29 protein-coding genes are annotated in these 26,200 nt (G+C 55.0%); 15 read left to right on the forward strand and 14 right to left on the reverse strand.

Annotated features, from left to right (window positions below; all coding sequences use genetic code 11):
- Nucleotides 1-3: 3 nt before the first annotated feature.
- Nucleotides 4-618: a nucleoid occlusion factor SlmA gene (gene slmA / locus Q1L85_RS03600; RefSeq protein WP_300426323.1), complete on the forward strand. Its 615-nt coding sequence runs from the start codon at nucleotides 4-6 to the stop codon at nucleotides 616-618.
- Nucleotides 619-641: 23 nt separating this feature from the next.
- Here slmA and Q1L85_RS03605 read toward each other — a convergent pair whose 3' ends face one another.
- Together Q1L85_RS03605 and pyrE are read right to left on the reverse strand one after the other, a co-directional pair.
- Nucleotides 642-1,289: a hypothetical protein gene (locus tag Q1L85_RS03605; RefSeq protein WP_300426322.1), complete on the reverse strand. Its 648-nt coding sequence runs from the start codon at nucleotides 1,287-1,289 to the stop codon at nucleotides 642-644.
- Between the two features lie 17 nt (nucleotides 1,290-1,306).
- Nucleotides 1,307-1,954 (reverse strand): orotate phosphoribosyltransferase, encoded by a 648-nt coding sequence (pyrE, locus tag Q1L85_RS03610; RefSeq protein ID WP_300426321.1) that lies wholly within the window; start codon nucleotides 1,952-1,954, stop codon nucleotides 1,307-1,309.
- 126 nt (nucleotides 1,955-2,080) lie between these two features.
- On the opposite strand from pyrE, the gene Q1L85_RS03615 reads away from it, so the two are divergent.
- On the forward strand, nucleotides 2,081-2,854 hold the full coding sequence (locus Q1L85_RS03615) for an exodeoxyribonuclease III (protein ID WP_300426320.1): 774 nt from the start codon (nucleotides 2,081-2,083) through the stop codon (nucleotides 2,852-2,854).
- Between the two features lie 50 nt (nucleotides 2,855-2,904).
- Here the strand turns inward: Q1L85_RS03615 and rph are convergent, their stop codons facing one another.
- Nucleotides 2,905-3,618, reverse strand: a complete 714-nt coding sequence (gene rph, locus Q1L85_RS03620; RefSeq protein ID WP_300426318.1) for a ribonuclease PH — start codon at nucleotides 3,616-3,618, stop codon at nucleotides 2,905-2,907.
- 105 nt (nucleotides 3,619-3,723) lie between these two features.
- Between rph and Q1L85_RS03625 the strand changes: the two genes are divergently transcribed.
- Nucleotides 3,724-4,587 carry a YicC/YloC family endoribonuclease gene (locus tag Q1L85_RS03625; RefSeq protein ID WP_300426317.1) on the forward strand — a complete coding sequence of 288 codons (864 nt, stop codon included), beginning with the start codon at nucleotides 3,724-3,726 and terminating at the stop codon, nucleotides 4,585-4,587.
- A 6-nt stretch (nucleotides 4,588-4,593) separates the two neighbouring features.
- Here the strand turns inward: Q1L85_RS03625 and Q1L85_RS03630 are convergent, their stop codons facing one another.
- Nucleotides 4,594-5,463, reverse strand: coding sequence for a LysR family transcriptional regulator (locus Q1L85_RS03630; protein WP_300426338.1), 870 nt, complete (start codon nucleotides 5,461-5,463; stop codon nucleotides 4,594-4,596).
- Between the two features lie 105 nt (nucleotides 5,464-5,568).
- Between Q1L85_RS03630 and Q1L85_RS03635 the strand changes: the two genes are divergently transcribed.
- The 6 genes from Q1L85_RS03635 (at nucleotide 5,569) to Q1L85_RS03660 (ending at nucleotide 10,416) form a co-directional block, all read left to right on the forward strand.
- On the forward strand, nucleotides 5,569-6,036 hold the full coding sequence (locus Q1L85_RS03635) for a DoxX family protein (RefSeq protein WP_300426316.1): 468 nt from the start codon (nucleotides 5,569-5,571) through the stop codon (nucleotides 6,034-6,036).
- A gap of 25 nt (nucleotides 6,037-6,061) precedes the next feature.
- Complete coding sequence (locus Q1L85_RS03640; protein WP_300426315.1) at nucleotides 6,062-6,895, forward strand: class III extradiol ring-cleavage dioxygenase; 834 nt, start codon at nucleotides 6,062-6,064, stop codon at nucleotides 6,893-6,895.
- A gap of 23 nt (nucleotides 6,896-6,918) precedes the next feature.
- A complete protein-coding gene (gmk, locus tag Q1L85_RS03645; RefSeq protein ID WP_300426314.1) occupies nucleotides 6,919-7,542 on the forward strand; it encodes a guanylate kinase in 624 nt (207 codons plus the stop codon).
- A gap of 91 nt (nucleotides 7,543-7,633) precedes the next feature.
- Complete coding sequence (gene rpoZ, locus Q1L85_RS03650; RefSeq protein ID WP_300426313.1) at nucleotides 7,634-7,894, forward strand: DNA-directed RNA polymerase subunit omega; 261 nt, start codon at nucleotides 7,634-7,636, stop codon at nucleotides 7,892-7,894.
- A 12-nt stretch (nucleotides 7,895-7,906) separates the two neighbouring features.
- Nucleotides 7,907-10,036: a bifunctional GTP diphosphokinase/guanosine-3',5'-bis pyrophosphate 3'-pyrophosphohydrolase gene (gene spoT / locus Q1L85_RS03655; RefSeq protein WP_300426312.1), complete on the forward strand. Its 2,130-nt coding sequence runs from the start codon at nucleotides 7,907-7,909 to the stop codon at nucleotides 10,034-10,036.
- Nucleotides 10,033-10,416, forward strand: a complete 384-nt coding sequence (locus Q1L85_RS03660; protein WP_300426311.1) for a RidA family protein — start codon at nucleotides 10,033-10,035, stop codon at nucleotides 10,414-10,416. Before spoT ends, Q1L85_RS03660 begins: the two co-directional genes overlap by 4 nt.
- A 29-nt stretch (nucleotides 10,417-10,445) precedes the next feature.
- Here Q1L85_RS03660 and Q1L85_RS03665 read toward each other — a convergent pair whose 3' ends face one another.
- The 3 genes from Q1L85_RS03665 to Q1L85_RS03675 all read right to left on the reverse strand — a co-directional run bounded on the left by Q1L85_RS03665 (nucleotide 10,446) and on the right by Q1L85_RS03675 (nucleotide 14,596).
- Entirely contained in the window at nucleotides 10,446-11,798 is a 1,353-nt protein-coding gene (locus tag Q1L85_RS03665) for an HD domain-containing phosphohydrolase (RefSeq protein WP_300426310.1), read from the reverse strand.
- Nucleotides 11,779-13,599 (reverse strand): sensor histidine kinase, encoded by a 1,821-nt coding sequence (locus tag Q1L85_RS03670; protein ID WP_300426309.1) that lies wholly within the window; start codon nucleotides 13,597-13,599, stop codon nucleotides 11,779-11,781. The genes Q1L85_RS03665 and Q1L85_RS03670 overlap by 20 nt, the downstream gene beginning before the upstream one ends.
- A gap of 145 nt (nucleotides 13,600-13,744) precedes the next feature.
- Nucleotides 13,745-14,596: an SDR family oxidoreductase gene (locus Q1L85_RS03675; protein ID WP_300426308.1), complete on the reverse strand. Its 852-nt coding sequence runs from the start codon at nucleotides 14,594-14,596 to the stop codon at nucleotides 13,745-13,747.
- Nucleotides 14,597-14,731: 135 nt separating this feature from the next.
- On the opposite strand from Q1L85_RS03675, the gene Q1L85_RS03680 reads away from it, so the two are divergent.
- From Q1L85_RS03680 to Q1L85_RS03690, 3 genes are all read left to right on the forward strand, one after another.
- On the forward strand, nucleotides 14,732-15,631 hold the full coding sequence (locus Q1L85_RS03680; protein ID WP_300426307.1) for a hydrogen peroxide-inducible genes activator: 900 nt from the start codon (nucleotides 14,732-14,734) through the stop codon (nucleotides 15,629-15,631).
- A 5-nt stretch (nucleotides 15,632-15,636) separates the two neighbouring features.
- Entirely contained in the window at nucleotides 15,637-17,739 is a 2,103-nt protein-coding gene (gene recG / locus Q1L85_RS03685; RefSeq protein ID WP_300426306.1) for an ATP-dependent DNA helicase RecG, read from the forward strand.
- Between the two features lie 112 nt (nucleotides 17,740-17,851).
- Nucleotides 17,852-19,255 carry an HDOD domain-containing protein gene (locus Q1L85_RS03690; RefSeq protein ID WP_300432300.1) on the forward strand — a complete coding sequence of 468 codons (1,404 nt, stop codon included), beginning with the start codon at nucleotides 17,852-17,854 and terminating at the stop codon, nucleotides 19,253-19,255.
- On the opposite strand, the gene Q1L85_RS03695 is transcribed toward Q1L85_RS03690, so the two are convergent.
- The 7 genes from Q1L85_RS03695 to Q1L85_RS03725 form a co-directional block, all read right to left on the reverse strand.
- Nucleotides 19,185-19,787 carry a hypothetical protein gene (locus tag Q1L85_RS03695; RefSeq protein WP_300428521.1) on the reverse strand — a complete coding sequence of 201 codons (603 nt, stop codon included), beginning with the start codon at nucleotides 19,785-19,787 and terminating at the stop codon, nucleotides 19,185-19,187. The two genes, Q1L85_RS03690 and Q1L85_RS03695, sit on opposite strands and share 71 nt — an antisense overlap.
- Nucleotides 19,788-19,885: 98 nt before the next feature.
- Nucleotides 19,886-21,166 carry a dicarboxylate/amino acid:cation symporter gene (locus Q1L85_RS03700; protein ID WP_300428523.1) on the reverse strand — a complete coding sequence of 427 codons (1,281 nt, stop codon included), beginning with the start codon at nucleotides 21,164-21,166 and terminating at the stop codon, nucleotides 19,886-19,888.
- A gap of 23 nt (nucleotides 21,167-21,189) precedes the next feature.
- Nucleotides 21,190-21,552 (reverse strand): helicase, encoded by a 363-nt coding sequence (locus Q1L85_RS03705; RefSeq protein WP_300428525.1) that lies wholly within the window; start codon nucleotides 21,550-21,552, stop codon nucleotides 21,190-21,192.
- Nucleotides 21,549-22,136: a DUF1415 domain-containing protein gene (locus Q1L85_RS03710; protein WP_300428528.1), complete on the reverse strand. Its 588-nt coding sequence runs from the start codon at nucleotides 22,134-22,136 to the stop codon at nucleotides 21,549-21,551. Before Q1L85_RS03710 ends, Q1L85_RS03705 begins: the two co-directional genes overlap by 4 nt.
- Nucleotides 22,133-22,405, reverse strand: coding sequence for an HU family DNA-binding protein (locus Q1L85_RS03715; protein ID WP_300428527.1), 273 nt, complete (start codon nucleotides 22,403-22,405; stop codon nucleotides 22,133-22,135). Before Q1L85_RS03715 ends, Q1L85_RS03710 begins: the two co-directional genes overlap by 4 nt.
- Before the next feature lie 56 nt (nucleotides 22,406-22,461).
- On the reverse strand, nucleotides 22,462-23,619 hold the full coding sequence (locus tag Q1L85_RS03720; protein WP_300428530.1) for an FAD-dependent oxidoreductase: 1,158 nt from the start codon (nucleotides 23,617-23,619) through the stop codon (nucleotides 22,462-22,464).
- Between the two features lie 79 nt (nucleotides 23,620-23,698).
- The gene (locus tag Q1L85_RS03725; protein WP_300432303.1) at nucleotides 23,699-23,863 is read right to left on the reverse strand and encodes a rubredoxin; all 165 of its coding nucleotides are present in this window, start codon (nucleotides 23,861-23,863) and stop codon (nucleotides 23,699-23,701) included.
- A 124-nt stretch (nucleotides 23,864-23,987) separates the two neighbouring features.
- On the opposite strand from Q1L85_RS03725, the gene Q1L85_RS03730 reads away from it, so the two are divergent.
- From Q1L85_RS03730 to phoB, 3 genes are all read left to right on the forward strand, one after another.
- Nucleotides 23,988-24,542, forward strand: coding sequence for a chorismate lyase (locus Q1L85_RS03730; RefSeq protein WP_300427672.1), 555 nt, complete (start codon nucleotides 23,988-23,990; stop codon nucleotides 24,540-24,542).
- A gap of 5 nt (nucleotides 24,543-24,547) precedes the next feature.
- The gene (gene ubiA / locus Q1L85_RS03735) at nucleotides 24,548-25,429 is read left to right on the forward strand and encodes a 4-hydroxybenzoate octaprenyltransferase (RefSeq protein WP_300427674.1); all 882 of its coding nucleotides are present in this window, start codon (nucleotides 24,548-24,550) and stop codon (nucleotides 25,427-25,429) included.
- A gap of 71 nt (nucleotides 25,430-25,500) precedes the next feature.
- The gene (phoB, locus tag Q1L85_RS03740) at nucleotides 25,501-26,199 is read left to right on the forward strand and encodes a phosphate regulon transcriptional regulator PhoB (protein ID WP_300427676.1); all 699 of its coding nucleotides are present in this window, start codon (nucleotides 25,501-25,503) and stop codon (nucleotides 26,197-26,199) included.
- Nucleotide 26,200: the final 1 nt, after the last annotated feature.

Genomic DNA, 26,200 nt, shown 5'->3' on the forward strand with positions numbered 1-26,200 from the left:
GGAATGACGGACAACAGCGAAAAACTCTCCCGACGAGATCAGATACTTCAGGCTCTGGCGCATATGCTTGAGACCAACCCAGGCGCGCGGATCACCACCGCCAGCCTGGCAAAAGAAGTGGGTGTGTCAGAAGCAGCGCTGTATCGCCACTTCCCTTCCAAGGCAAAGATGTTTGAGGGCCTGATCGCCTTTATCGAAGAGACCCTCTTCAGCCGGATCAGCAGAATCCTGCAGGATATTCCCGAGGCAGAACCGCGGTGCGAAAAAACCCTGAGTCTGATTCTCGGCTTCGCAGAGCGTAATCCCGGCATGTGCCGTCTGCTCTCGGGAGATGCCCTGTCAGGCGAGACCGAGCGTCTGCGTCAGCGCATTCAGCAGGTGTTCGAACGTATCGAAACTCAGCTGAAACAGATTCTCCGGGAGGCAGAACTGCGGGAAGGCAAGCTGACTCAGCAGTCTCCGGCGGCTCTCGCTAACCTGCTGACGGCAGTGGTTGAAGGGCGCATCCGCCAATATGTCCGCTCTGAGTTCAGTCTCAAGCCAACAGAGTACTGGGATCAGCAGTGGCAGACCCTGCAGGCGGGCCTTCTGAAAGAAAAATCCCTCGCGATGCCATAAAAAAAGCGCCTTACGGCGCTTTTTTATTCAGCTGCAATCTCTTCTGGCAATGTACCGGGAGGATGCTCCTGTAAAATCTCAATACGCTGACGTAAGGTTGCAAACTCCTGCTGCAGCCGGGCTTTCTCTTCCTGACGCTGAGCAATTTTCTGCTTAGCATCCTCCAGACCGTTGGTAATCAGTGCGATGTCTGCGCGCAGCTCCGGGCCAACCTCGCGCCCCTGACGCTCAACATTGGCGGCTTGCTGCTGCGCGCGCTGCAGCTTTTCCTGCATGTCCGCCTTACGACGCTGCTGAAGCTCAATATGAGCCTGCACATCGTCTGTTTTGCGCTTCAGTGCGCGATCAGCATCTTCCGGGGTGGCATACAGGCGGAGCAATGCATTGTCCGCCTCCCGTTGTTTAGCAATCCGTTGTTCACGGGCTTTCTGTTCAGCCACACGACGATCACGCTCAGCGATCTCGGCGTCCGTCAGCTCCCGTGGAACCACTTTCAGAACCATGCCCTGACTGTTCAGAACTTCGTAACCCAGCGGCGCCAGATCGGCAGGCACGTTATCAATCACAATGACGCGCCCGTCCACATTGAAGCGGTACAGCTGCTTGGCAGCGCTGGCCGGTAACGGCAGCAGCGACGAAATTAGGGTGAGACAGAAAAGCAGTCTGAGCATGCCTGGTCCTGTTGTAATTATTCGACTCCGTACTCATCGCGATAAGCGCTGATAGCATCGGCGTACTGCGCCAGCTCAGGCTTACCTGCGACATAATCTAACACCTGGTTCAGTCCAACGATACTGACAACCTTCATTCCGAAGTCACGTTCCACTTCCTGTATTGCAGAAAGCTCGCCCTGACCCCGCTCCTGACGGTCCAGCGCGATCAGCGCTGCGGCAGGTGTTGCACCGGGTGCAGCTTCAATCATAGCCATTACCTCACGGATTGCCGTACCCGCAGTAATAACATCGTCTACAATCAGAACACGGCCTTCCAGCGGCGCACCGACAAGATTGCCACCCTCACCATGAGTTTTGGCCTCTTTGCGGTTGAAGACGTATGGCATATCTTTCTGATACTGATCAGCGAGTGCTATCGTCAGAGAAGCGGACAGCGGAATACCTTTATAGGCAGGGCCAAACACGACATCGTAGGCGATGCCGGAATCTTCCAGAGCCGCCGCGTAAAAACGCCCCAGCTTCGCCAGTGCACCGCCTGAGTTAAACAGGCCAGCATTGAAAAAGTATGGGCTGACGCGACCGGATTTGAGGGTGAACTCTCCAAAGCGCAGTACCCCCTGCTCGATGGCGAATTCAATAAACTCTCTCTGATAATTCTGCATAACTGGACCTGCTTTGTCGGAAACGGGGCGGGAAGATACGAATAAAAAGTATCCGGATCTCATCCGGATTTACCCGCAAACTCAAGGATGCGGTATGATACACCCATCGTTAGTTGGGAACCATGTATGAGGATTATCACTCTGCACGTCGACGGCCTTGAACAGGCTGTGAAAAACGGGCTATACACCTGGCTCGCAGGCGCAGATGCGGACGTCGTTGCCATCCAGAACCTGAAGGCAAAGGAGTATCAGCTGTCGGATGACGTTGTTTACCCTGAGGGCTTCAACGCCTACTTCTTTGATGCAGAGGCCGACGGCTACAGTGGTGTCGCGATACTCACCAAAGACGTGCCGAAAGCCATTATGACCGGCATCGGCCATCCTGAGTGGGATCTGCAGGGGCGCTTTATTCAGGCAGATTTCGACCATGTCAGCGTCGCTTCGGTGCTGTTCCCAGCGGTGGACGAACACAACACACTGGAAGACAAACTCGGCTTTCAGAAGGTCTTCCTTGAACACCTGCAGAAGACGCGCCGTAAGCGTCGCGAGTTTATTTTCTGCGGTAACTTCGAGGCGGCCCATAAGACGGTCGACATCCAGGACTGGGAAGCCGCCCAGAACGAACCTGGCTTCCTGCCACAGGAACGGGCGTTTCTGGATCAGGTCTTCGGACCCGTTGGCTATATCGACGCGTTCCGCGAAGCCAACTTCGGCGAGAACCAGTTTACCTGGTGGCCCGACGCAGAAAGTGCCCGTCGCAATCTCAACGGCTGGCGCAAGGATATGCAGATCTGTACTCCGGAGATCCGGCAATACGTCGTGGAAGCCCGGATAGAGAACAATCTGAAATTCGGTCAACACGCTGCAGTGATGATCGAATACGAATTCGACGAAGAATAAACGGCAATAAAAAAGGCGCTCAGAGCGCCTTTTTTATTGCCACGAAACGATCAGGCCAGCGCTGCCTTCTGCAATTCAGACAATTCAGTAATGGCTTTCTGAGCGTGAGCCAGCATGGCATTCAGCTCATCTGCCGAAAATGCTTCACCTTCGGCCGTGCCCTGAATTTCTACATAGCCGCCTTTCTCAGTCATGATGACGTTCAGATCAGTCTCTGCCGTTGAGTCTTCGGCATAATCGAGATCCAGCACGGCTTCGCCTTTGTAGATGCCGACCGACACTGCAGCAATCATCTGCTTCAGCGGCTCGCCTTTTACTTTACCATTGGCTTTCAGCCAGTTGATGGCATCCACCAGGGCCACACAGGCACCCGTGATCGACGCTGTGCGGGTGCCACCGTCCGCCTGAATAACATCGCAGTCGATGGTGATGGTGTTTTCACCCAGGGCTTCGAGGTCAACCGCTGCACGCAGGCTACGGCCGATCAGGCGTGAAATCTCAACCGTACGTCCCTGCTGTTTGCCTTTTGCAGCCTCACGAATCATGCGCGAGCCAGTAGAGCGCGGCAGCATACCGTATTCAGCAGTCACCCAACCCTGCCCTTTCCCACGCAGGAAAGGAGGTACAGAGGTGTCCACACTGGCTGTACAGATCACTTTGGTATCGCCGAACTCCACCAGTACTGAGCCTTCAGCGTGTTTGGTAAAGTTACGGGTGATGCGTACGTCACGCAGCTGATCGAGTGCGCGGCCACTTGGTCTCATAATATGTCCTCTGTTGTCAGTTATCCGCGCGCATTATAGCGGCAAAGCGGGCCAGACTTTACAATGACCGAAAAGAAATTCGCACAGCATCGCAAGGAGACAGGCATGGTCCGCAGTATGACAGCCTTCGCACGCCAGAACGCAGACACAGAGCAGGGGCGCTTTACCTGGGAAATCCGCTCAGTTAACAGCCGCTACCTGGAACTGCACTTCCGCCTGCCGGATGACTTCCGCGACCTCGAACCCATCCTGCGCGACACACTGAAAAAGCGCCTGAACCGCGGCAAGGTCGAGGTGTTTCTGCGCTTTCATGCCGCCAACGCAGCACAGGGTCTGAGCGTCAACGCAGCTCTGGTTGAAGCACTGAACCAGGCCGCTGATCAGGTCCATGCGATCATCGGGCCAGGCAACGCTCTGGATGCCCTCAGAATTCTGGAGTGGCCCGGCGTTCTGGAAGGCGCCGCCATTGATACCAAAGCCATTCAGACAAGTGCACTTACCGCCTTCGGAGCAGCGCTCAGTGAGCTGATTACTGCTCGTGAGCGCGAGGGCGAATCCCTGGCCGCACTGATTCAGCAGCGCTGTGAAGAGTGTCAGGCCCTCTCAATCCGGGCCGATAGCCTTATGCCGGAGGCCATTGCCGCACAACGGGAGCACCTGCAGAAAAAGCTGGATGAACTGCTGGACAATCCAGACACCGAACGACTGGAGCAGGAAATCGTGCTGCTAGCACAGAAAGCCGATATCGCTGAAGAAACCGATCGCTTGCGAACGCACATTGACGAGGTTCAGGCCATTCTCAGTCGTGACGAACCCATTGGCCGCCGGCTGGATTTTATGATGCAGGAGCTGAACCGGGAGGCAAACACCCTGTCATCGAAAGCGATCCGCACCGACCTGACCCGTATTGCGGTTGATCTGAAGGTACTGATCGAGCAGATGCGCGAGCAGGTGCAGAATATCGAATAACGGCGATTACCGATCCCAGTAGGGCCGCTCACCGAAGTAATCGCCCATAAAGTCGATAAACAGACGGATCTTACTTGATACCAGTGTGCGGTGCGCGTACACCGCATATAAGGCAATGGGTTCAGGTACTTCCTTCTGCAGGATTTCTACCAGACGGCCATCAGCCAGGGCTGCCCCTGATATAAAAGTCGGCTGCAGCACAATCCCGGCGCCCGCAATCGCAGCATTGTTGAGTACTTCACCGTTATTACAGGTAAATCCTGCCGCCAAAGCACGATGACGGTCATCTTCGGTGTAGCTGTATTGCAGAAAGCGATGATCAGCGAGCGCCGTCTCAGACTCCGGCGTTCCGAAGAGTCTGAGGTATTCTGGTGAAGCACAGTACGCGAGCCGGATCGTTGCGAGCCGCTTCGCCACCAGCGAAGAATCCTTCAGGTGTCCGATCCGTAGGGCCACATCAAAACCTTCGTTCACGATATCGACTTTACGGTCATTGAGCTGCAGGTCGATACCCACCTCAGGATGGGCCTGTTGAAATGCCACCAGCGGTGCCGCCAGGTGCAGACTGGCAAAAGACACCGGCGCCGCGATGCGTAACAACCCACGCGCCCGGGACTGATCATCGCCCGCCTGATTTTCCATATCCTCAATATCCGTGAGAATCTGACGGGCCTGCTGCACGTATCGCGTGCCCACCTCGGTGAGATGCACCTGACGGGTTGTCCGGTTAAGCAAACGGACACCCAGATGGGTTTCCAGCTGTCCGACATACTTACTGACCAGCTGTGGCGACATCTCGAGACGGGAAGCCGCTGCGGTAAAACTGCCCTCAGCCACAACCGTTACCAGCGCGCGCATTGCTTCAATTCTGTCCATCACTCAACTCTCAATGATTTGTTGATAATTAAGCAATGAAAGACATCTTAATCAACAAATTAATGACAGTTAAAGTAAACAGATCAATCACAGGAGCAAGTTACTATGAACATTCAATCAGTATTTTCGACTCAGGCCGGCATTTCTGCACTGTTTCTCCGGGTGCCCGTGGGACTGATTCTCGCAGCACACGGCTCACAGAAACTGTTTGGCTGGTTTGGTGGTTACGGCCTTGAAGGGACCGGCCAGTGGATGGCCAGTATCGGACTGGAGCCCGGGTTTCTGATGGCACTGTTAGCGGGCAGTGCAGAATTCTTCGGCGGGCTGGCATTGGCGGCAGGCCTGCTGACGCGCCCTGCTGCATTGCTGACTGCATTCACCATGCTTATTGCGATCTCCAGCGTGCATATTGATAACGGCTTATTTATGGCCAATAACGGTTACGAATACGCACTGACTCTGTTTGTTGTCAGTATCGCTCTGGCCGTGCAGGGTGCCGGAAGTTTTTCGGTCGATCACATCATCAGCAAAAAGCTCGGTAACAGCTCTGCTCTGACCGCGGCCCTCGCCTGACAGCACTTACCAGAAGGAGGCGTCAATGCACCCCGATATTCTCTTTATCTCCCACGGTGGCGGCCCGCTGCCGCTGCTGGGAGACCCGGGACACGCAGAAATGGTGGAGCAGTTGCAGACTCTTGCTCGTGAGTTCCCGCGCCCCAGTGCCGTGCTGATCATCAGCGCCCACTGGGAAGCCCCTCATGCCACCGTCACCACAGCCGCTGCGCCGGACCTGATTTACGACTACTCGGGCTTCCCGCCTGAGTCCTACCAGATTCAATACCCGGCTCCCGGAGAACCGGCTCTGGCTGCTCAGGTAATTGAGGTGATCAACGAAGCCGGCATCAGCGCCAGAGGCGCGCCGGACAGAGGGCTGGATCACGGCGTCTTCGTACCCCTGAAAATCATGTACCCCGAAGCTGACATCCCCTGCGTTCAACTGTCGCTGATTCAGGGGCTGGATACCGGACAGCATCTGGCACTGGGCGCAGCATTACAGCAGCTGGATTATCCGGGGTTACTCGTGATTGGTTCCGGGTTTTCCTTCCACAATATGCGTGCTTTTTTCGCTCCCGACAGCAAAGACACCGACGAACTGAACCTCGCCTTTGAGCGCTGGCTGGAAGACACACTGACCACGCAGCAGCTGACCGACGAAGAGCGTCATACGCGCCTGTTTAACTGGGTTCAGGCACCCGGAGCCAGATTCTGCCACCCACGCGAGGAACACCTGCTGCCACTTCATGTCTGCTATGGGCTCGCTGCCGGACCAGCGAACCATCAGTTACATGGCAGAATTCTCGGCCGGGCATCTGGCATGTATGGCTGGCAGGCGTCTGCCAGAGTGGCCGGATTGCGGTATACTGATGGCTGACACTCTGACTGACGACGACATTCATGGCGAAGACATTTACCGGCACTTTGTTTATTTTTTCTGCACCTTCCGGTGCGGGTAAGACCAGCCTGGTTAAGGCCTTACTGGACACGACCGGTTACATCGGTGTCTCTGTATCCCACACGACCCGTGCGCCCCGCCCGGGGGAAGCCGACGGCAAAGACTATCACTTCGTCAGCAAAGAAGAGTTTCAGCAGCTCGTTTCTGAAGACGCTTTTCTGGAACATGCTCAGGTCTTCGATAATTTTTACGGCACATCACAGCGCTGGGTCGAGTCCGAGCTGGAAGCCGGTCGCGATGTCATTCTGGAAATCGACTGGCAGGGCGCGCAGCAGGTACGCAGGCTCATGCCCGAAGCCGTCAGTGTCTTTATCGCGCCGCCATCGATTGAAGCTCTGGAACAACGCCTGCGCAACCGTGGACAGGACAGTGAAGAAATTATCCAACGCCGCATGCGCGATGCACGCAGTGAGATGAGTCATTACGGTGAATACGATTACCTCATCATCAACGATGACTTCAACAACACACTGGAAGAACTGCGTTCTATCATCATCGCCCGCCGTCACCGTATCGCCGCGCAGCAGGTGCGCCACGAAGAAACGCTGAGAAATCTTCTCTCCTGAGGCCTTTCCTGGCCTTCAGGGGCTTTCTTTATTGTCGATTTCGCATACAATATCGGGTCCCATCGAATTTATTTGGTATACAGGACAACCCATGGCTCGCGTAACTGTTGAAGACTGCCTGAATCACGTTGATAACCGCTTTGAGCTGGTCATGCTGGCCGCCAAGCGCGCCCGTCAGATCGCTGTAAACGGTGCAGAACCTATGGTCGCTGAAGAAAACGACAAGCCGACCGTTATTGCTCTGCGTGAAATTGCAGATGACCTGGTCACTCCAGCCACTATGGCAGCTCAGGAAGAAGCGGCCCGCCGCCAGACTGTCATGGAAATGGACATCGAACCTCAGGAACTCTGAGGGTTCATCTGAGTGCCCACCATTGATGCCTTATCCGAGCGACTGACCCAGTATCTGAGCCACAGCCAGATCAAACAGGTCTGTCGCGCCTATTATTACGCGGAACAGGCACACGAAGGGCAACGCCGCCGCAGCGGTGAACCTTACATAGTTCATCCGCTGGCGGTTGCCAATATTCTCACTGAAATGCACCTCGACCATCAGAGTCTGATGGCCGCCATGCTGCATGATGTGATTGAAGACACCGGAATTCCCAAATCCGCCCTCGCGACTCAATTTGGCGACGTAGTGACCGATCTGGTGGACGGTGTCTCCAAGCTGACGAATATTCACTTCGAAAGCAAAGAAGAACAACAGGCCGAAAACTTCCAGAAAATGGCGATGGCGATGGCGAAAGACATCCGCGTCATTCTGGTAAAGCTGGCCGATCGCCTGCACAACCTCCGTACGCTCGGTTCACTGAAGCCCGAAAAGCGTCGCCGTATCGCACGTGAAACGCTGGATATCTACTCGCCGATTGCTAACCGTCTGGGCCTGAACAGTGTCCGGATGGAGATGGAAGACCTCTGCTTCGAAGCTATGTATCCGATGCGCTCGGAAATGATCCGCAAGGCCGTAAAATCGGCCCGTGGCCACCGAACCGAAATGGTCGACAGCATCGCCGCTGCCATCCGCAACCGCCTGAATGAAAACGCAATCTCTGCGCGGGTGTTCGGACGTGAGAAACATCTCTACAGCATTTACAGCAAAATGCGCGACCAGCGTAAGTCGCTGGGCGATATTATGGATGTCTTCGGTTTCCGTATCGTCACCGACTCAGTCGATGATTGCTACCGCATTCTAGGTGCGATGCACAGTCTGTTTAAACCTGTGCCCGGGCGCTTCAAAGACTACATCGCCATCCCGAAGACGAACGGCTATCAATCGCTGCACACCACGCTGATTGGTCTCAGTGGTACGCCGATTGAAATCCAGATCCGTACCGAAGATATGGAAGCGATGGCCAACCACGGGATTGCCGCACACTGGCTGTACAAGAGCGAAAGCGATCAGGTCAGCGGCACACAGCGCGCGCGTCAGTGGGTTCAGAACCTACTCGAACTCCAGAAAAATGCCGGCTCGCCGATCGAATTCGTTGAACACGTAAAAGTCGATCTGTTCCCGGACGAAATTTATGTCTTCACACCGAAAGGGAAAATTCTGGAGCTGCCTTCCGGTTCGACCGCCGTCGACTTTGCCTACGCCGTACATACGGACGTTGGTAATCACTGTATCGCCTGCCGTATCGACAAGCAGCTGGCACCATTGAGCGCGCGTTTACAGAACGGCCAGACCATCCAGATTGTGACTGCCCCGAATGCGCAGCCAAATCCAGCCTGGCTTAATTTCGTGGTGACCGGTAAAGCACGCTCAAATATCCGCAACTATCTGAAAACCCAGCGCCGCTCTGAATCCGTGTCTCTGGGTGAACGCCTTCTGAATAAAGCACTGAGCGCCCTCGGCAAAACGATGGAAGACATCGATCAGGCGCACATTGATCTGGTACTGAAAGAAACCGATCTGGTGACCATTGAAGATCTGCTCGAAGACATCGGTGCCGGCAACCGGATGGCACCTCTGATTGCCCGGCGTTTACTGGTTGCCAACAAAGATACTGACATCGATCTGCACGCCTTCGAAGCGTCGCCAATGGCGATTAAAGGCACCGAAGGTCTGGTGGTCAGCTTTGCAAAATGTTGTAGCCCGATTCCGGGTGATCCTATTGTCGGGCATGTCAGCTCAGGGCGTGGTCTGGTTGTTCACACAGAGACCTGTCGGAATGTCGAAGAGTATCGCGACAACCCGGAAAAATGTGTCCACCTGAGTTGGGACAAAGACATCAGCAGTGAGTTTACTGTCGACCTTAAGGTCTACATGGAAAACCGCCGCGGTATTATTGTTGAAGTCGCCTCCGCCGTTAACCAGGCAGATGCCAACATTGAAAAGATCAGTGTCGAAGAGCGCGATGCCCGCCTCAGTGTGACACATATGAAATTAAGTGTTCAGGGACGCAAACACCTGGCACGGACTATACGCCGGCTGCGCACCATCCGCGGAGTCAGCAAAATTGTACGAACCAGAAATCCAAAGGAAAAATCATGAGCCGCGAGATCATCGCTACCGATAAAGCACCCCAGGCAATCGGCACTTATTCCCAGGCTGTAAAAATAGGCCACACAGTTTACCTGTCAGGTCAGATTGCTCTGGTACCGGAAACAATGGAAGTGATTGAAGGCGGCATCGAAGCAGAAATTCATCAGGTATTTAAAAACCTGACTGCCGTCTGTGAAGCAGCAGGTGGCTCACTGCAACAGATTGCCAAGCTGAATATTTTCCTGACAGACCTGAGCAACTTTGCCACCGTAAACAGCATCATGGCTCAGTATTTCGAACAGCCATACCCTGCACGTGCTGCGCTGGGCGTCAAAGAGCTGCCTAAAGGTGTCGGTGTTGAGATGGACGGTGTTCTGGAGCTGGTTTAACAGCTCCGTCAGCGGGTGCCGTCCACCCGCTACTGTTCTTCCTTATCGTGATGCCGCACAGGCACCTGCAGCTTGGTAGCGAACGCCTCTTCAAACTGCGCTAATTTTTCGATGAGCCCTTCAGTCAGTTTTCTGCCGGTCACCAGCATCACAATACCGTGATGATTGACAAGATCATTGCTCAGCACCATCCCTGGTTTCAGTTTCGAGACAGGCAGGGTGACCTGCATATTTTTCGCGTGTATTTCCAGAATCTGATCGTAGACATAATCAAATGCAGTGACGACCTCAGGGTCATAACGCTTGCCACTTTCTTTAACAATAACGTTGTACGCTTCCCTGTCCTGCAGGGCTTTGCCCATAAAGTTATGGGGCAACAACAGATTATCGTAATCATTAGCGACGGCCACGATTCTGGCTCCCAGGGGAATAGCCTCACCGACGAGCTTTCCGGGAAAGCCCGCCCCATCAAAACGTTCGTGATGACAACGAACGATGTAAGCCGCCTCCTGAATGGGCTCAAACGCCATCAGAGCACTTTCCCCTAACATCGAATGCTGCTTATATATGGCCAGCTCACCACGGCTCATCTCTCCGGGGCTTTTCCGTAACGTCGCCTGATCGATACCGATTTTACCGATATCATGTACCAGTGCAGAAATATGAATCAGGCGTTGTTCGGTAACCGGCAGTCCCATCTGAGCACTGATAAGATCGGCAATCGCGGCGACCCGCTTGGCATGCCCTTTTTTAGTTTTCTCGTTCAGATCTGCAAGCGCGGACAAAAGAGGAACACACTGCATGTAACTCTCTTTCAGATCCTGATATGCAAGATCAAGCTGGTCCGCTGTCTGCTGCAGCTCCTGAGTCCGCAGCTGAATCGTTTTCTCCTGCTGCTCACTCAGCTCTCTCAGCTGCCTGTTCTGATCTTCCTGTATCTGTATGAGTCGGCGATTCTGCTCTTTAAGACAGCGCACAGAAATAATATCGTTGATGCGACGGATCAGGTCCTCATCATCCCAGGGCTTGGTCAGATACTGAGAAATACGCCCCGAATTAATCGCCGTCATTGCGGACGTCACATCTGAGTATCCGGTCAACAGTATACGATCCGTATGCGACCAACGATTCGCTACCTGAGTCAGAAATTCAGCACCATCCATACCCGGCATCCGCATATCAGACATCACCAGATCGATGGGCCCGGCCTCAAGAACCTTAAGGCCATCTTCTGCGCTTTCTGCGGTGCTCACCTGAATGCCATCTTCATCTTCCAGCAAACGTTTAAGACTCGAAAGAATATGAGGTTCGTCATCCACCAGCAGTATACGGCAACGGATATTGTCCACAGTTTCCTGTACCTCACAGGCATGAGTAGTCATCGTCTTTATCCTGTTCAGAGTCTTTGAAAGGCAAAGCAATCCGGAAGCAGGTACCTTTACCTACTTCGGAATCCACCCGGATTCGTCCCTGATGCTGTTCGATGATCCCATAAGAAAGAGACAGACCAAGTCCGGTTCCTTCTCCAACATCTTTGGTCGTAAAAAAGGGATCAAAGATTCTCTCTTTAACTGCGTCCTCGATACCGCAGCCATCGTCTTCTACCTCGATAATAATGTCATTACGGTCGATAAAAGAGCGAAGATAAATATTTCCATCGGATGAGATTGCCTGTGCGGAATTCACTACCAGATTGACGATAACCTGACTGATCTGGCTCTCGACCATTTCCAGCTCTGGCAACTCTCCCAGCTCATAATGAACCTGAACACCCTCGGGTATCTGAGACTTGGCAATATTGACCGAACTCAGAATACAACGATTGATATCAGCCACCTGAAATCTGTCCTCCTGCGGTCGGGAAAACATTTTCAGATCACTTACGATCCGTTGTACGCGTTCAATACCATCCATAGATTCCGAAATAACGTCATCGACATTTTTTCTCAGGTTCGTATATTTACAGGTTTTCTGAAGTTGATTGATATGTTCAACCATCTCACCTTCAGGCACGCCGGACTTTACCCTGTCCAGTTCATCTGCCAGTGAAAGTGCACGATCACAGTATTTTCCAAGCATATTCAGGTTGGATTTAATAAAACCGACCGGATTATTAATTTCATGCGCAATACCTGCGGACATCTGCCCGAGGGACGCCAGCTTTTCTTTCTGAAGTAACTGGTCTCTGGCTTTCTCCAGCTCGCTGTTCATCGAAGAAAGTTCGCTGTTTTTACTCAACAGCTCTCCCTGCAGCTTAGCCCGTTGCATAATCTCGTCAACGAGGTCGCCGTTAATCGAGGTAAGTTCCTGGGTACGCTGCATCGTCAGATCAATAAACCGGCGTACCGAAATTCGTGCCTGAATAAACTGCACCAGAAATATAATAGAGACACCGATACTGGCCAGGACGACGAACCAGCGGAAATTCTGAAACCAGTTCCGTTCGATGACTTTCTGTTTGACGCCAAGCCCGACTTCGAAATCGTCAACCATAAAGAAGTGATCCGGAATCAGATGTTGATTTCCGAGTGTAAAACCCTGATGACCTTCCGACGATGTCATAAAGATCACAGCGTCAGCACGGCTGCTGTCGAAGAGTTGTTCGAGGCGACTCGCAGAGACTGCTGTGGCGACATAACTCTGAGCGTCATTCAGAGGAAAATAACGAATAACATAGTCATCCAGCAGTCCGGCCTGGCGACGGACGATCTGAGTCACCTGTTGACCGTTTTCTGGCACTCTGAGCAAAGACAGTAGGGCAGTACTGTCTGCACGCCCCAGGCTGGTGATGTAGTTCAGCCCCCGGTAATTCAGCATGGCGCTGACTTCTGTAGCGACGTTGTCGCTTAACAGTGCCTGTGTGAAGACATCAAACTCTTCGTCACTGACAAACTCTGATGCATCGACCAGTCCCTTCACAATCTGAGCATCGTGAATAAGCTGATCAAATGATGCCTTAAGATCGGCGCTGTAGGCGCTGGAAAGGCTCACCGCAACTTCTTCTTCGAGCTGAGCTTCCCACTCCTGCGTATACACGACCGTCAGCCACGAAATAACACTGGCCGTGAGAAAGAAGAACGCTAACGGGAAATATTTCTGAATGAAAAGCAGTTTACCGGGCGTGTCGCCTTCTGACGCCATCTGCGCCATCAGTATCATTTTTTCCTGGGTGCTGCCCGCCATGCCGTGCTCCTTCGTTCAGACCGGAAGCAACAGATTGCATACCAGTTATAAAGGTATAGCTGGCGGTGGCCCCAAAGGCAAAAGGACAGAAGAAATCAGGTAGTGATACGCGGCAGAAGACTCTGCCGCGAACAGGAGGTGCCGCTCAGATCAGTCCCATCTCAGTCAGCATCACGTCATAACCATCACGATAGTTGGTGTAACGGAAATCGTAACCCAGTGCGCGCAGGCGCTTATTCGAACAGCGGCGGTTAGCACGACGGGATACTTCGCCGACGTCTTTATCGGGATCGACATCACCGATGCGGTCTTTCATCCACTCGAGAACGTCGAACAGTGTCGCAGGCTCGTCATCGGTGGCCAGATAGATGTTATCCAACTTATCGCCAGACAACGCCTTAGTAATGAGGAAATGCAGCACACCGACGCAATCGTCCCGATGAATACGATTGGTCCAGACCGCAGGCTCAGGATCACAGTAGCCGCCATGACGCGCCTGCTCGATCATGCGCGTACGACCCGGCCCATAAATGCCGGTGAAACGAACCACGGTACCGGCAATATCAGACTTCAGCAGAGCGTCTTCAGCAGCCAGCATTTCTTTACCAGCAAAGCTGGAAGGCTGGGTTTCAGACGTTTCGTCGACCCACTCCGCGTCCATCTGGTGATACACCGAGGAGCTGGAGACAAAAAATGCATGCTTTACGTTCTGGCCTTTTAACGACTTAAGAACGTTCTTCAGCCCTTTTACGTAATAGTTGTGATAGCCCTCTTTCGAGAATACAGGTGCTGCCACGCTGTACACCAGAATGTCTACATTATCGGGCAGCCCTGTCAGAGTCTCGGGGTCTGCGACGTCCGCAGATATCACTGTTACTCCTTCGGCAACCGGCTTATCAGAACGACGAACACCGAATACCTCGTGCCCTTCTGCAGCCATTTGCCCCGCCAGGTGTCCACCAATGTCTCCGGTTCCCACAACCAGGATTCGAGCCATGCCTTACCTCCACATTTCAGGCATTAAAGTGCTGCTTCTCACAACACCGTTTCTTTTATTGTAGTACGGCCTTCCGCTTCGCCCATTTATAGGTAAAATAAATCAAATCTGCCACTCTCATTCAAGGTAGCAATTATGACGCTGACAGAACTCAAATACATCGTCACTGTCGCGCAGGAGCGCCACTTCGGCCGGGCCGCTGAAAAATGCTTTGTCAGTCAACCGACGCTCAGCGTAGCGATAAAAAAGCTGGAAAGCGAGCTGGGCGTGGCAATTTTTGAACGCAGCAAAAGCTCTGTGACGGTAACGCCACTGGGCGAAAAAATCGTTACCCAGGCTCAGCGCGTTCTGGAAGAATCCCGCACCATCCGTGACATCGCTACCGCAGGGCAGGATCAGTTATCGTCTCCCCTCAAGCTGGGGGCGATTTTCACTATCGGGCCGTATCTCTTTCCACACCTTGTGCCGTTACTGCACAAGCAGGCACCGACAATGCCGCTGTATCTGGAAGAAAACTACACCGGCGTTCTGCGCAAACAACTGCGCGATGGCGAGCTGGACGCCATCATCGTTGCCCTGCCATTTACAGAGCCGGACGTTGTCACTCACCCGCTGTACGAAGAGAATTTTGTCGTCGTCCTGCCGCGCGATCACAAGTGGAGCAAACAGGAGTCTGTGGCGGCGGAGCAACTGGTCGATGAAGACCTGCTGATGCTTGGCGAAGGTCATTGCTTCCGCGATCAGGTCTTCGAACATTGTCCTGCACTGCACCGTAAACATCATAGCCGCCTGGGCAGCGTGCTCGAAGGCAGCTCACTGGAAACCCTTAAGCACATGGTCGCCACCGGTCTGGGAATTACCGTCCTTCCCGAATCTGCGATTGGCAACATGGATGAGAGCCTGCTCTGCATCCGCCCGTTCAAAGAGCCCGCGCCTTACCGCACAGTAGCCATGGCGTGGCGCGCCAGTTTCCCACGCGGGCAGGCGATTGATCTGCTTCTATCTAACGCCCGTCAGTGTAAATTGCACGGCTGACGCCCATGGCTCACCTGCAGAAGCTCACCGATCTCAAAGGCGTCGGCCCAAAGCTGGCGCAGCAGCTGGAGAAGCTGAATATCTTCTCCCTCACCGACCTGTGCTTCCATCTGCCCTTCCGCTATGAAGACCGTAGTCGGGTCATCCCCATCGGTGGACTACACCCGATGCGACCCGCGGTCATTCAGGGGGAAGTACGGGGTGCCAGCGTCGTTTTCGGTAAGCGTCGTAGTCTGCTGGTCAAGCTGCAGGATCACTCGGGCCTGATCAACCTTCGTTTCTATCACTTCAACGCGGCACAGAAAAACCAGATGTCGGTCGGTACCCAGCTGCGTTGCTACGGGGAGCCACGCCGCGGAGCCAGCGGTCTGGAAATGTACCACCCGGAGTACCGCGTGATGGAAGACGGCCTCGATGATGAATCAGAGCCGCGCCTGACCCCGGTCTATCCGGCCACTGAAGGCATCACGCAACAACGCCTGCGCCTGCTGCACGAACAGACCCAGGAGCTGCTGCGCAACCACGCCGTAGACCTGCCCGACCTGCTGCCCGACCTGCTGCCCGACCTGCTGCCTGAGCAATGGCGGGAGCAGTGGCGTTTGCCCGGGCTGAGTGAGGCCCTGCTGTTTCTGCACCAGCCACCAACGCACGTCAATCTCGCCGAGCTGGAGAGCGGACAACACCCGGCACAGAAACGCCTGATTCTGGAAGAATTGCTCGCACACCAACTGTCTCTCCTGCAGCTTCGTGCGCAGGTGCAGCGCGATTCCGCACCCGCCATTCTCGGTGACCATGCCCTCAGGAAATCACTGCTCGCACAACTGCCGTTTTCCCCCACGGGCGCTCAACAGCGGGTCACTGACGAAATCACCGCCGACCTGCAACAGCCCTACCCGATGCTGAGGCTGGTGCAGGGCGATGTGGGGTCGGGGAAAACGCTGGTCGCCGCACTCGCGGCCTGTGATCTGCTGCAGGCTGGCTATCAGGTCGCCCTGATGGCACCGACAGAAATTCTGGCAGAGCAACACCTGAAAAACCTCGACGGCTGGTTTGCCCCTCTCGGGATCCGCACCGGTTGGCTGGCGGGCAAAGTGAAAGGCAAAGCCCGGGAAAAAGCGTTGGAGGAAATTGCCAGCGGCCATGCTCAGCTGGTGATCGGTACTCATGCGCTGTTTCAGGACGATGTGCATTTTGCCCGCTTAGGGCTGGTGATCATTGATGAGCAACACAGGTTCGGTGTGCACCAGCGACTGTCTCTGAAAGAGAAGGGCGAACACTCGGGCATGGCCCCGCACCAGCTGGTGATGACCGCAACACCGATTCCTCGCACACTGGCGATGAGCGCCTATGCCGACCTGGATACCTCCGTCATTGATGAACTTCCCCCCGGTCGCAGCCCGATTACAACAGTCGCCATCAGCGAACAGCGGCGACCTGAGATTATTCAACGCGTACAGGAAGCCTGCAGCGAAGGAGCACAGGCTTACTGGGTCTGTACCCTGATTGAAGAAAGCGAAACCCTGCAGTGTCAGGCGGCAGAAAACACCGCCGAAGAATTGCGCGCGGCGCTCCCTCAGCTGCGCATCGGCCTCGTCCATGGACGAATGAAGGCCGCAGAAAAAGCCGCCATCATGGACGCATTCAAAGCCCACGAACTCGACCTCCTGGTGGCCACTACCGTTATTGAAGTCGGAGTGGATGTCCCCAATGCCAGCCTGATGATTATCGAAAACCCGGAGCGCCTCGGGCTTGCGCAGCTGCACCAGTTACGCGGCAGGGTTGGCCGGGGAAGCGCAAAGAGTCATTGCGTGCTTCTTTATAAGGCGCCACTTTCTCTCACCAGCAAACAGCGACTGCAGGTCATGCGCGACAGCCAGGACGGCTTTTACATTGCCGAACAGGATCTGCAGATACGCGGCCCGGGTGAACTCCTGGGTACCCGCCAGACAGGGCTGCAGATGCTGCGTGTCGCAGACCTTCAGCGTGATGCGGATATGCTCCCACAGGTACAGGCCATGGCTCAGGACCTCTGGCTGAAGCACCCTGCAACCGTCGGCCCTCTGGTACAGCGCTGGCTGGGCAATGCCGGCCGTTTTGCCAACGTCTGAATTGATATCGGCCACATTGTTCGCGGACATCGAAATACTGGCCTGAGCAGCCAGCAACTCCTGAATTGTCGACTATATTGGATGGATACGATTGATAAACGAGGACTGGCACATGTCCGCCATCCCTGCAGTAGTAATGAAAATCCTCGACGACTGGCGTATCCCATACACAGCCGCCGATGATCAGGAGCTGTTTGAGATTATGCAGAGCAATACCCCGGCGTCTTATTCAGCCAAAGTAGCAAACGTCGTTTTTCTTAAGGACGACATGGGGCAGATTCAGGTTGTTATTCCCGGCAACCGCATGCTCGACCTCACACGCCTGTCGCACTCGTTCGGGCGCCAGTTCACCGCGCTTGCGGAAGAAGAACTCAGTGCTCTGAAAACCCGTTATCAGCTGAGCGAATTTCCCGCTCTGCCACAGATTACCGGCATGGAGAGCATGGTCGATGCTGCTCTGCTGGAAGAGACTGAACTCTACATAGTATCGGGTGCCGGACACGAGTGGCTCCGCATTCCGATGGAACAGTTCAGAACCCTTACCACCAGTTCTCACATTGGCAACTATACCGCACCGCTTCGTCCTGATTCTCCGCAACAGGGGGCCGATCTCGACCTGGAAGATGTGCACTCGGCCATTCGCCAGTTTACTCCCCTGCGGATACGCCAGCGCCTGGAAGAGACGCTTGATCTGCCACCGCTGCCGGAAACTGCCCGCAAGATTATTGAACTGCGCGTCGATCCGAACGCCGATACCAAAGCACTGGCGAATACCGTCGAGCTCGATCCCGGCATGTCCGCACAGGTACTCAGCTGGGCCCGCTCGCCCTACTACGGCACCCGAGGTGAGGTAAAAACCGTTGAAGAGGCGGTGATCCGCGTACTCGGATTTGATCTGGTGATCAATCTGGCGCTGGGGCTGGCACTGGGTCGCACCCTGTCAGTGCCCAAAGAAGGTCCGCACGGTTACGCTCCGTTCTGGCAGCAGGCCGTGGTTACCGCGACACTCTGTGCCGAGCTGGTGCGTAAAATCCCATTCGATATGCGCCCAAGTCAGGGCTTATCCTACCTCTGTGGACTGCTGCACAACTTCGGTTTTCTGATTCTCGGGCAGATATTTCCGCCGCAGTTTTCACTGGTAAACCGGCATATTGAGGCGAACCCACACATTAACCGCCTGTACATCGAGCACTACCTGTTGGGGATGACCCGTGAGCAGTGTGCCGCCAGCCTGATGTTTCAGTGGCAGATGCCCGCTGAGCTTGTCAGCGCAGTACGTCACCAACACAACCCCGCCTGCAATGATGAGCATGCGGTCTACGCCAACCTGCTGTTTATTGCCTCACGCCTGCTGCGCCAGCACGGCTTTGGTGACGGGCCGTTTGAAGCAATCCCAGACACTATGTTTGAGGGGCTCGGACTGAAAAAAGAAGACGCCGAAGAAGTTACTCAGGCGCTACTGGAGCGGCTGGACGACCTTGGGGATCTTGTTGCTCTGCTGAATCAGAACGGATAACAGGTAAAGCGGCGCTGGCTTCGGCCAGCCATTGCTGCAGAGCCGGCGCCTGCCATTGAGCGGTAAGCTGTGTCAGTTGAGCAGGACTGATAAAACGATACGCATACATAAGGAAGCCCAGCGCTTCCTTTTTTGTGTGTGCAGGATCGGGCGCCCTGCCCGTCACATGACTGACAGCGGCATCAGCCAGAACCAGCCAGCGACTGAACTGCATCGCGCGGTCCAACTCTTCAATCGCAGTCACCCGGGAGGCCACGGGCGGGGACGTCTGCAGCCGCTGCTGGTATGCCTGATACGTTGCAGATTCCTGTGCTTTTAACGCAACGGCCTCCGCCTGTCGGGCGGCCACCATTTCCTCTGAAACCAACAGAGCGCGAAGTTCTTCTGCGGAGCTTCCGGAGTAAGACTCCAGAATAGTGCGGAAACGATACTCCAGTACCCTGGGAGCCCAGGCAGAGAGCGCAATCATCGCGCGCTCGCGCGCAGCTTCCTGCGGCAGCTGCTGAATCTGCTGATGTACCTGTTGCGACACCCCGCTGACTCCGCTCAGCCGGATAATCTCATCCGCAGTATCAGCCGAAACCGGCAGGGCCAGCAGAGCTAGGCTCAGAAGCAGTGTACGTACAATGTTCAGCCGTGCTTCTCCTGCACCTTGTCACTCAGATACCGGTTCCGGTCGAGCGCGCCTTCAGCGTCAGCCACCACCACCGACACCATGGCATCCCCGGTCACGTTCACCGCCGTACGGATCATATCGAGCAGACGGTCCACACCGATGATTAACGCGATACCCTCGACCGGAAGCCCAACCTGCTGCAGCACCATCGCCAGTGTAATAAGTCCGACGCCTGGCACCCCGGCAGTCCCGATGGATGCAATCGTCGCTGTCGCAATCACCAACAGATAGTCTCCCAGGGTCAGATCAATACCGAACGCCTGTGCGATAAACGCCGTTGCCACCCCTTGCATGATGGCGGTACCGTCCATGTTAATCGTTGCTCCCAGAGGCAGAGCAAAGGAGGCCACCTTAGTGCCGACGCCAAGGCGCTCTTCGGCGTTATGAATCGTGACTGGCAGAGTCGCGCTGCTGGACGCTGTACTGAAAGCAAACAGCTGTACGGACCACATTTTGCGGAAGAAGATCTTTACCGGCAGACGGGTAAGAAGTTTCAGAATCAGCGGATACACGACCAGGCCGTGCACCAGCAATACACCAATCAGGGTGAGCATGTAGGCGATCAGCTCTTCGACTGGCCCCAGACCTTTAGAAGCCAGCAGGGTAAACAGAAGGCTGAAGACGCCGTACGGTGCGAGTTGCATCAGCATCCCCACCATTTTCATGATGACTTCATTCCAGTCTGAAAAATGCTTACCCACCCTTTCACCTTCAACGCCTGCACGACCGATCGCCAGGCCCACCAGCATGGCAAACACAATCACCTGCAGCATGTTGCCTTCAACCATGGCCTGGAAAGGATTACTGGGGAAAATATTGGCAAGAACATCAAGAAACGGAACCGCTTCAGGCGCGGAATACACAGCCTCCGACTCCATATTCGCACCGACGCCCGGGCCGACCAGGGTCGCTGCTGCCAGCGCGAGTGAAATCGCAATACTGGTCGTCACCAGATAGAGCCCGATGGTTCGCAGGCTCATCCAGCCCAGGCTGCTCTGATCGCTCAGATGACAGACACCACAGACCAGCGACACAAACACCAGAGGGACGACCAGCACTTTCAGGCTGGCGATAAAGATTTTGCCGATCAGCGTGAACAGACCAGCACTGAGAACATCATCCAGAATAAACCGGATGGTCTCGTTCAGATCAGGAAGGGCAAGCACCTCGTGGGTTATTTTTCCCAGTACTACCGCTGCCACCATGGACAACAGAATACGCGCGGTCAGACTCACGGGGTGTTCCTCCTTCAGGTCATTCAGGGTTTCAGATACTTAGAAATACCCTGGAACCACATCAGCTTGGTCAGATCACCGCTGAGCAGTATGTCTTTTTCCTGAATCCCACGCATAAAGGCATTACGATCCTTCGCGGTCATGATTTTCAGGCCTTTGTGGGCGCTCACAAAACTGATCGTAAACGCCGGATCGGCGTGCGCCTTCCCTTTGCTCTTTACCTTACCATCCTTCACCACAAAGTGCCGAACGGTCTGCTTGTCTTCGGTCTGGATCTGGAAAACAAAATCCTGGCCTTCCAGCTGCGCACGGAATTCGGCGTTGGTTTTTGCAGCTTTTTTCATCATCCGGGCCATCAGCCACAGTAACAGACGGAATTTGATCACTTCTCTGGTTCCTCTGATTCAAAAACGGGAGTATCCGCGAGTTCCGGCATTTTAGCCAGTAGCCCTGCCCGGCCCAGGCGACGCATATGCTGACGGTTGCGCTCCGGAATCCGTTCAGGATAACGGACAGACGCCAGTGCTTCTTCGATATCGTCTTCTCTGATGATATGCAGCATAGGGTACGGTGAGCGGTTGGTGTAATGACTGAGGTCATCCTCTTCCTCACCCTCAAATACATAGTGAGGATGGAAAGTCGCCAGTTGCAGCCTGCCTTCATAACCCAGCTGGACGAGCAGATTGTCGCACACCAGAAACCAGTTCCAGTAGGCATCGAAATCGCTGAACAGGCGGGGAGTGACAAACAGAGCTGTAGGAAGCTCGTCCGGATCGGCCTCCGCGACCTTCTGCAGAAGGTCCATGAAGGCTGAGGTTGCCTCGTTGGCGTCGTTGCCTGAGTAAACCTCGGTATGCATCCTGCTGAACACAGGACTGGCAAAGGGGCAAAGCCCCTCGCCGATCACAAGGCGTCGGACCCACTCAACAGTGAGGTCTTCCGCCCTGCGTTTGTCTGTGCACGAACTTATTGCACGGACTCCTTCAGAGCCTTACCTGGCTTGAATGCAGGAACCTTCGCCGCAGCGATGGTGATTGGCGCGCCGGTCTGTGGGTTTTTGCCCTGACGCTCTGCACGGTTGCGTACTTCAAAGGTACCGAAGCCGATCAGAGTCACAGAGTCACCTGCGCTCAGCGCCTTGGCAACCTGGTCAGTGAAAGCGGTAATCACTTCCGCTGCTTTTTCTTTGCTCAGGTCTGCCTGTTCGGCGATAGCTGCGGCCAGTTCTGGTTTACGCATGAGTTGATCCTTTTTTCCGGTTAACAATCTGTTCGTGTGAACAGGGTGACAGAGAATCAGGGCATGATAGCCGGCAATTCTTTGTTAAGCGCTACTTTATTAGCTACTTTGGCTCCGGTCAAAGCGTAACCCAGCAGATCACCGGCTTCATTGCGATATTCGGCCTGAACATCGTTGCCTTCCTGCTCAACAATCCAGCGACCGGCAGCGTCAGCAGCAGGTGGATTCACGACCACCGGGCAGGCAGGCGTCTTCACCGTCACCGGCATCACGCCGTAGCTGACCTCGGTCGGAGTGCCTGCCAGAGTCTTGGCCAGCGCACGCGCCGCAGACATCAGAGGCAGAACGTACAGGAGGACACGCCCTTCCACTTCCGCACAATCGCCCAGGGTGTATACATCCTTAGCGCTGGTCTGCAACAGACGGTCAGCGACGATTCCCTGATTCACCTGAATACCTGCTTTTACGGCCAGGTCGAGACGTGGACGCAGGCCAATTGCAGACACGACCACATCAGCTTTTACTTCAACACCATTGCTGAGGGCAGCAGATACGCCGTCACCATCACGGCTGACGCGCGTAACCAGTGGACCAAGGTGGAATTTAACACCGATGCCTTCCAGCCCACGCTGAACCGCGTTGGCTGCATCCTGAGGCAGCAGAGTCGGGAACACATGATCACATGGAGCCACGACTTCGCACTCAAAACCGCCGACGGTCATATCGTTCGCGAATTCACAACCAATCAGACCAGCACCCATGATGAGCACGCGCTTCTTACCATCTGCTGCCGCGCGGAATGCCGCATAGTCTTCCAGATCGTTGATGGAGAAAATACGGTCTTCAGCATCACCCTCAATACGGGGAGATACCGCTTCAGCACCCCAGGCCAGAACCAGCTTGCTGTATTCAACCGGCTCTTCACCGAGAAAAACGCGATGCGCATCGGTATCAATATGAGTCACGCGGGTGTTGTTGCGGACAGTGATATTAAACTGAGCAGCCATGTCGGCTGCGCTGGACATAGCCAGCTCATCGGCACTTTTGTTCTTGCCATAGCCAGTCGACAGCATTGGCTTGGAGTAGTTACGGCCATCGTCTGCCGTAATGACCAGGATGTCCTGCTCTGGTGCCAGCTTACGCAATTCTTTTACAAGGTTATATCCGGCCAGTCCGGAGCCGATCACTACCACAGGGGCTGTAGAATTCGTCATATTTGTATCCGCGATGATCAGGAGAGAGGGGGAGAATTAAGCAGGGAAGTACGGCCACCGGGCGCGGTGGCCGGAGACATCAGATTTCAACCATCTCGAAATCTTCTTTACCTACACCACAGTCAGGGCAGATAAAATCATCAGGCACATCTTCCCAACGTGTGCCCGGCGCGATGCCTTCTTCAGGAGCGCCAGCAGCCTCATCATAAATCCAGCCGCAAACCACGCATTGCCACTTCTTCATACCAGTAACCTATAAACGTTAACTTTTTTATGAGGCGCTAAAACTACTCATGCAGCCCTGTAAAATCAACGGTCAATTCCGGGCAGTTTTCCCGTCTGGCTTGCCTGACAGGCAGAATTAGCGCATGCTCCGCGCCATGAAGCACGCGCCCTCTGTCTCTCCTGTTCTGCATCCGCTCAGCCCGAAATGGTCGTGCCGGGCACGCCTGATACCTGCGCTGATCCCGACATTCTGGCGCAGCTGGCTGTTTGACCCGGGCTCTCTGACTGCGCGACTCAGCGCATTGCGGCCGGGACAGTTCCGTGTCCGCTGTCAACGTGAAGGCTATGGATTCCCGACCGCACTCGAGCAGGCAGAGCTGTCACTCACTGGCAGCGACCGCGTCTGGTATCGTGAAGTCGTGCTGATGCTGGGCGAGCATGAACTGGTTCATGCCCGTACTGCCGTGCCATTGCGATCCCTGCGTGGCCCGGTGAAGCGCCTGCAACACCTGGGCAACCGCTCCCTGGGCGGCTTTCTCTTCAGTCAGCCCAGTCTCAGACGCACACCACTGAAAGCCTCCCGCTGCAGTCCGGAGGCTGACGGGTTAACATGGTGCCGGCGCTCGGTTTTCTACATACACCAGCAGCCGTTAATGGTGACTGAAGCGTTCAGTCCGGACCTGAAAGACTTTATCTGAGCCGTATGAAAACACTGACAACCCGCCTGGATAACCTGTGGCCGCAATGGCGTCCCTGGATACAGATCACCCGTCTGGATAAGCCCGTCGGCTCCTATCTGCTGCTCTGGCCAACGTTCTGGGCCCTATGGATTGCAGCCGCAGGTACGCCCTCTCTGGCGAACCTGATCATCTTTACTCTGGGTGTCTTTCTGATGCGCTCGGCGGGCTGTGTGATCAACGACTTCGCTGACCGTAAGGTGGACGGCCACGTAAAGCGGACCAGTGACCGCCCTCTGGCAACCGGCGCCCTGAGTTCCCGCGCGGCGCTGACCGGGTTTGCCCTGCTGTGTCTGGTGGCCTTCCTGCTGGTCCTGCTCACCAACAGAATGACCATTCTGCTGTCATTCGGTGGGGTCGCTCTGGCGTTCATCTACCCCTTTATGAAACGCCACACCCACCTGCCACAACTGTTTCTCGGCGCTGCCTTTTCGTGGGCAATCCCTATGGCGTTCGCTGCTGAAAGCTCCGGATTGCCTGCAGCACTCTGGCTACTGTACGCCGCCAACCTGTGCTGGACCATCGCGTACGACACTTACTATGCCATGGTCGACCGTGACGACGATCTGAAAATAGGCGTGAAATCCACCGCCATCCTGTTCGGCGATCTCGACCTTCATATGATCGGCCTGCTGCAGGTCATGGCGCTGGCCTGCCTCGCTCTCGCCGGTGCCCGCTTTGAGTTGGGCGGCGTGTACTATCTGAGCCTGCTCGCCGGTGCATTGTTCCTGGCCTGGCAGCTCTGGCAGGCGCGTGACCGGGATCGGGAATCCTGTTTCCGGGTATTCCGTCAGAGCCACTGGTTCGGCGTCATCGTCTGGGCCGGAATTGTGCTGTCATTCCTCTGATACTGTCACATCCCTGTAACATTGATTCTGTGTAATAGGTCTGTAATAACTAATCAGACCGTGACAGGACTATGACAACAGCTGGTAAAAAAGTGCTGATCGTCGACGACGAAGCACCGATCCGTGAAATGATCGCCGTTGCTCTGGAAATGGCTGGCTACCAGTGCATGGAAGCTGCAAACGTACAGGAAGCGCACTCGATCGTTGTGGATCAGCGCCCGGATATGATTCTGCTCGACTGGATGCTGCCCGGCGTCAGTGGCGTAGAGTTCGCCCGACGTCTTAAGCGTGAAGAAACCACCGCCGAACTGCCGATCATCATGCTCACTGCGAAAGGTGAGGAAGAGAACAAAGTGCAGGGCCTCGAAAGTGGTGCCGACGATTACATCACTAAGCCATTTTCTCCCCGCGAGCTGGTCGCACGCCTGAAGGCCGTCCTCCGGCGCGCAACACCACCCGGTGTCGAAGAAGCGATCGAAGTTAACGGGTTGATTCTCGACCCCATCTGCCACCGAGTGATGTCACACGACAGCCCGATTGATGTCGGCCCGACTGAATATCGCCTGCTGCAGTTCTTCATGACCCACCAGGAGCGGGCGTACTCACGCTCGCAGCTGCTGGACCAGGTATGGGGAGGCAACGTGTATGTCGAAGAACGTACAGTTGACGTCCATATACGCCGTCTGCGAAAAGCGCTGGGTACCACTCACGAGCATCTGATTCAGACGGTGCGCGGCACAGGCTACCGTTTCTCGACGAAAGCATCGTGAG

Source organism: uncultured Thalassolituus sp., from assembly GCF_950066645.1.
Lineage (GTDB): Bacteria > Pseudomonadota > Gammaproteobacteria > Pseudomonadales > Oceanobacteraceae > Thalassolituus.

Bases quoted from the DNA above. Each gene is read 5' to 3' on its own strand.
- Q1L85_RS03690 (WP_300432300.1), top strand. From the start codon at position 17,852: ATGTCCGCCATCCCTGCAGTAGTAATGAAAATCCTCGACGACTGGCGT.
- Q1L85_RS03625 (WP_300426317.1), top strand. From the start codon at position 3,724: ATGGTCCGCAGTATGACAGCCTTCGCACGCCAGAACGCAGACACAGAG.
- ubiA (WP_300427674.1), top strand. From the start codon at position 24,548: ATGAAAACACTGACAACCCGCCTGGATAACCTGTGGCCGCAATGGCGT.
- Q1L85_RS03630 (WP_300426338.1), bottom strand. From the start codon at position 5,463: ATGGACAGAATTGAAGCAATGCGCGCGCTGGTAACGGTTGTGGCTGAG.
- Q1L85_RS03665 (WP_300426310.1), bottom strand. From the start codon at position 11,798: ATGACTACTCATGCCTGTGAGGTACAGGAAACTGTGGACAATATCCGT.
- gmk (WP_300426314.1), top strand. From the start codon at position 6,919: ATGGCGAAGACATTTACCGGCACTTTGTTTATTTTTTCTGCACCTTCC.
- Q1L85_RS03730 (WP_300427672.1), top strand. From the start codon at position 23,988: ATGCTCCGCGCCATGAAGCACGCGCCCTCTGTCTCTCCTGTTCTGCAT.
- Q1L85_RS03680 (WP_300426307.1), top strand. From the start codon at position 14,732: ATGACGCTGACAGAACTCAAATACATCGTCACTGTCGCGCAGGAGCGC.
- Q1L85_RS03675 (WP_300426308.1), bottom strand. From the start codon at position 14,596: ATGGCTCGAATCCTGGTTGTGGGAACCGGAGACATTGGTGGACACCTG.
- Q1L85_RS03615 (WP_300426320.1), top strand. From the start codon at position 2,081: ATGAGGATTATCACTCTGCACGTCGACGGCCTTGAACAGGCTGTGAAA.
- Q1L85_RS03605 (WP_300426322.1), bottom strand. From the start codon at position 1,289: ATGCTCAGACTGCTTTTCTGTCTCACCCTAATTTCGTCGCTGCTGCCG.
- slmA (WP_300426323.1), top strand. From the start codon at position 4: ATGACGGACAACAGCGAAAAACTCTCCCGACGAGATCAGATACTTCAG.
- Q1L85_RS03670 (WP_300426309.1), bottom strand. From the start codon at position 13,599: ATGGCGGGCAGCACCCAGGAAAAAATGATACTGATGGCGCAGATGGCG.
- rph (WP_300426318.1), bottom strand. From the start codon at position 3,618: ATGAGACCAAGTGGCCGCGCACTCGATCAGCTGCGTGACGTACGCATC.
- Q1L85_RS03660 (WP_300426311.1), top strand. From the start codon at position 10,033: ATGAGCCGCGAGATCATCGCTACCGATAAAGCACCCCAGGCAATCGGC.
- Q1L85_RS03635 (WP_300426316.1), top strand. From the start codon at position 5,569: ATGAACATTCAATCAGTATTTTCGACTCAGGCCGGCATTTCTGCACTG.
- Q1L85_RS03715 (WP_300428527.1), bottom strand. From the start codon at position 22,405: ATGCGTAAACCAGAACTGGCCGCAGCTATCGCCGAACAGGCAGACCTG.
- pyrE (WP_300426321.1), bottom strand. From the start codon at position 1,954: ATGCAGAATTATCAGAGAGAGTTTATTGAATTCGCCATCGAGCAGGGG.
- Q1L85_RS03720 (WP_300428530.1), bottom strand. From the start codon at position 23,619: ATGACGAATTCTACAGCCCCTGTGGTAGTGATCGGCTCCGGACTGGCC.
- rpoZ (WP_300426313.1), top strand. From the start codon at position 7,634: ATGGCTCGCGTAACTGTTGAAGACTGCCTGAATCACGTTGATAACCGC.
- Q1L85_RS03640 (WP_300426315.1), top strand. From the start codon at position 6,062: ATGCACCCCGATATTCTCTTTATCTCCCACGGTGGCGGCCCGCTGCCG.
- Q1L85_RS03725 (WP_300432303.1), bottom strand. From the start codon at position 23,863: ATGAAGAAGTGGCAATGCGTGGTTTGCGGCTGGATTTATGATGAGGCT.
- phoB (WP_300427676.1), top strand. From the start codon at position 25,501: ATGACAACAGCTGGTAAAAAAGTGCTGATCGTCGACGACGAAGCACCG.
- recG (WP_300426306.1), top strand. From the start codon at position 15,637: ATGGCTCACCTGCAGAAGCTCACCGATCTCAAAGGCGTCGGCCCAAAG.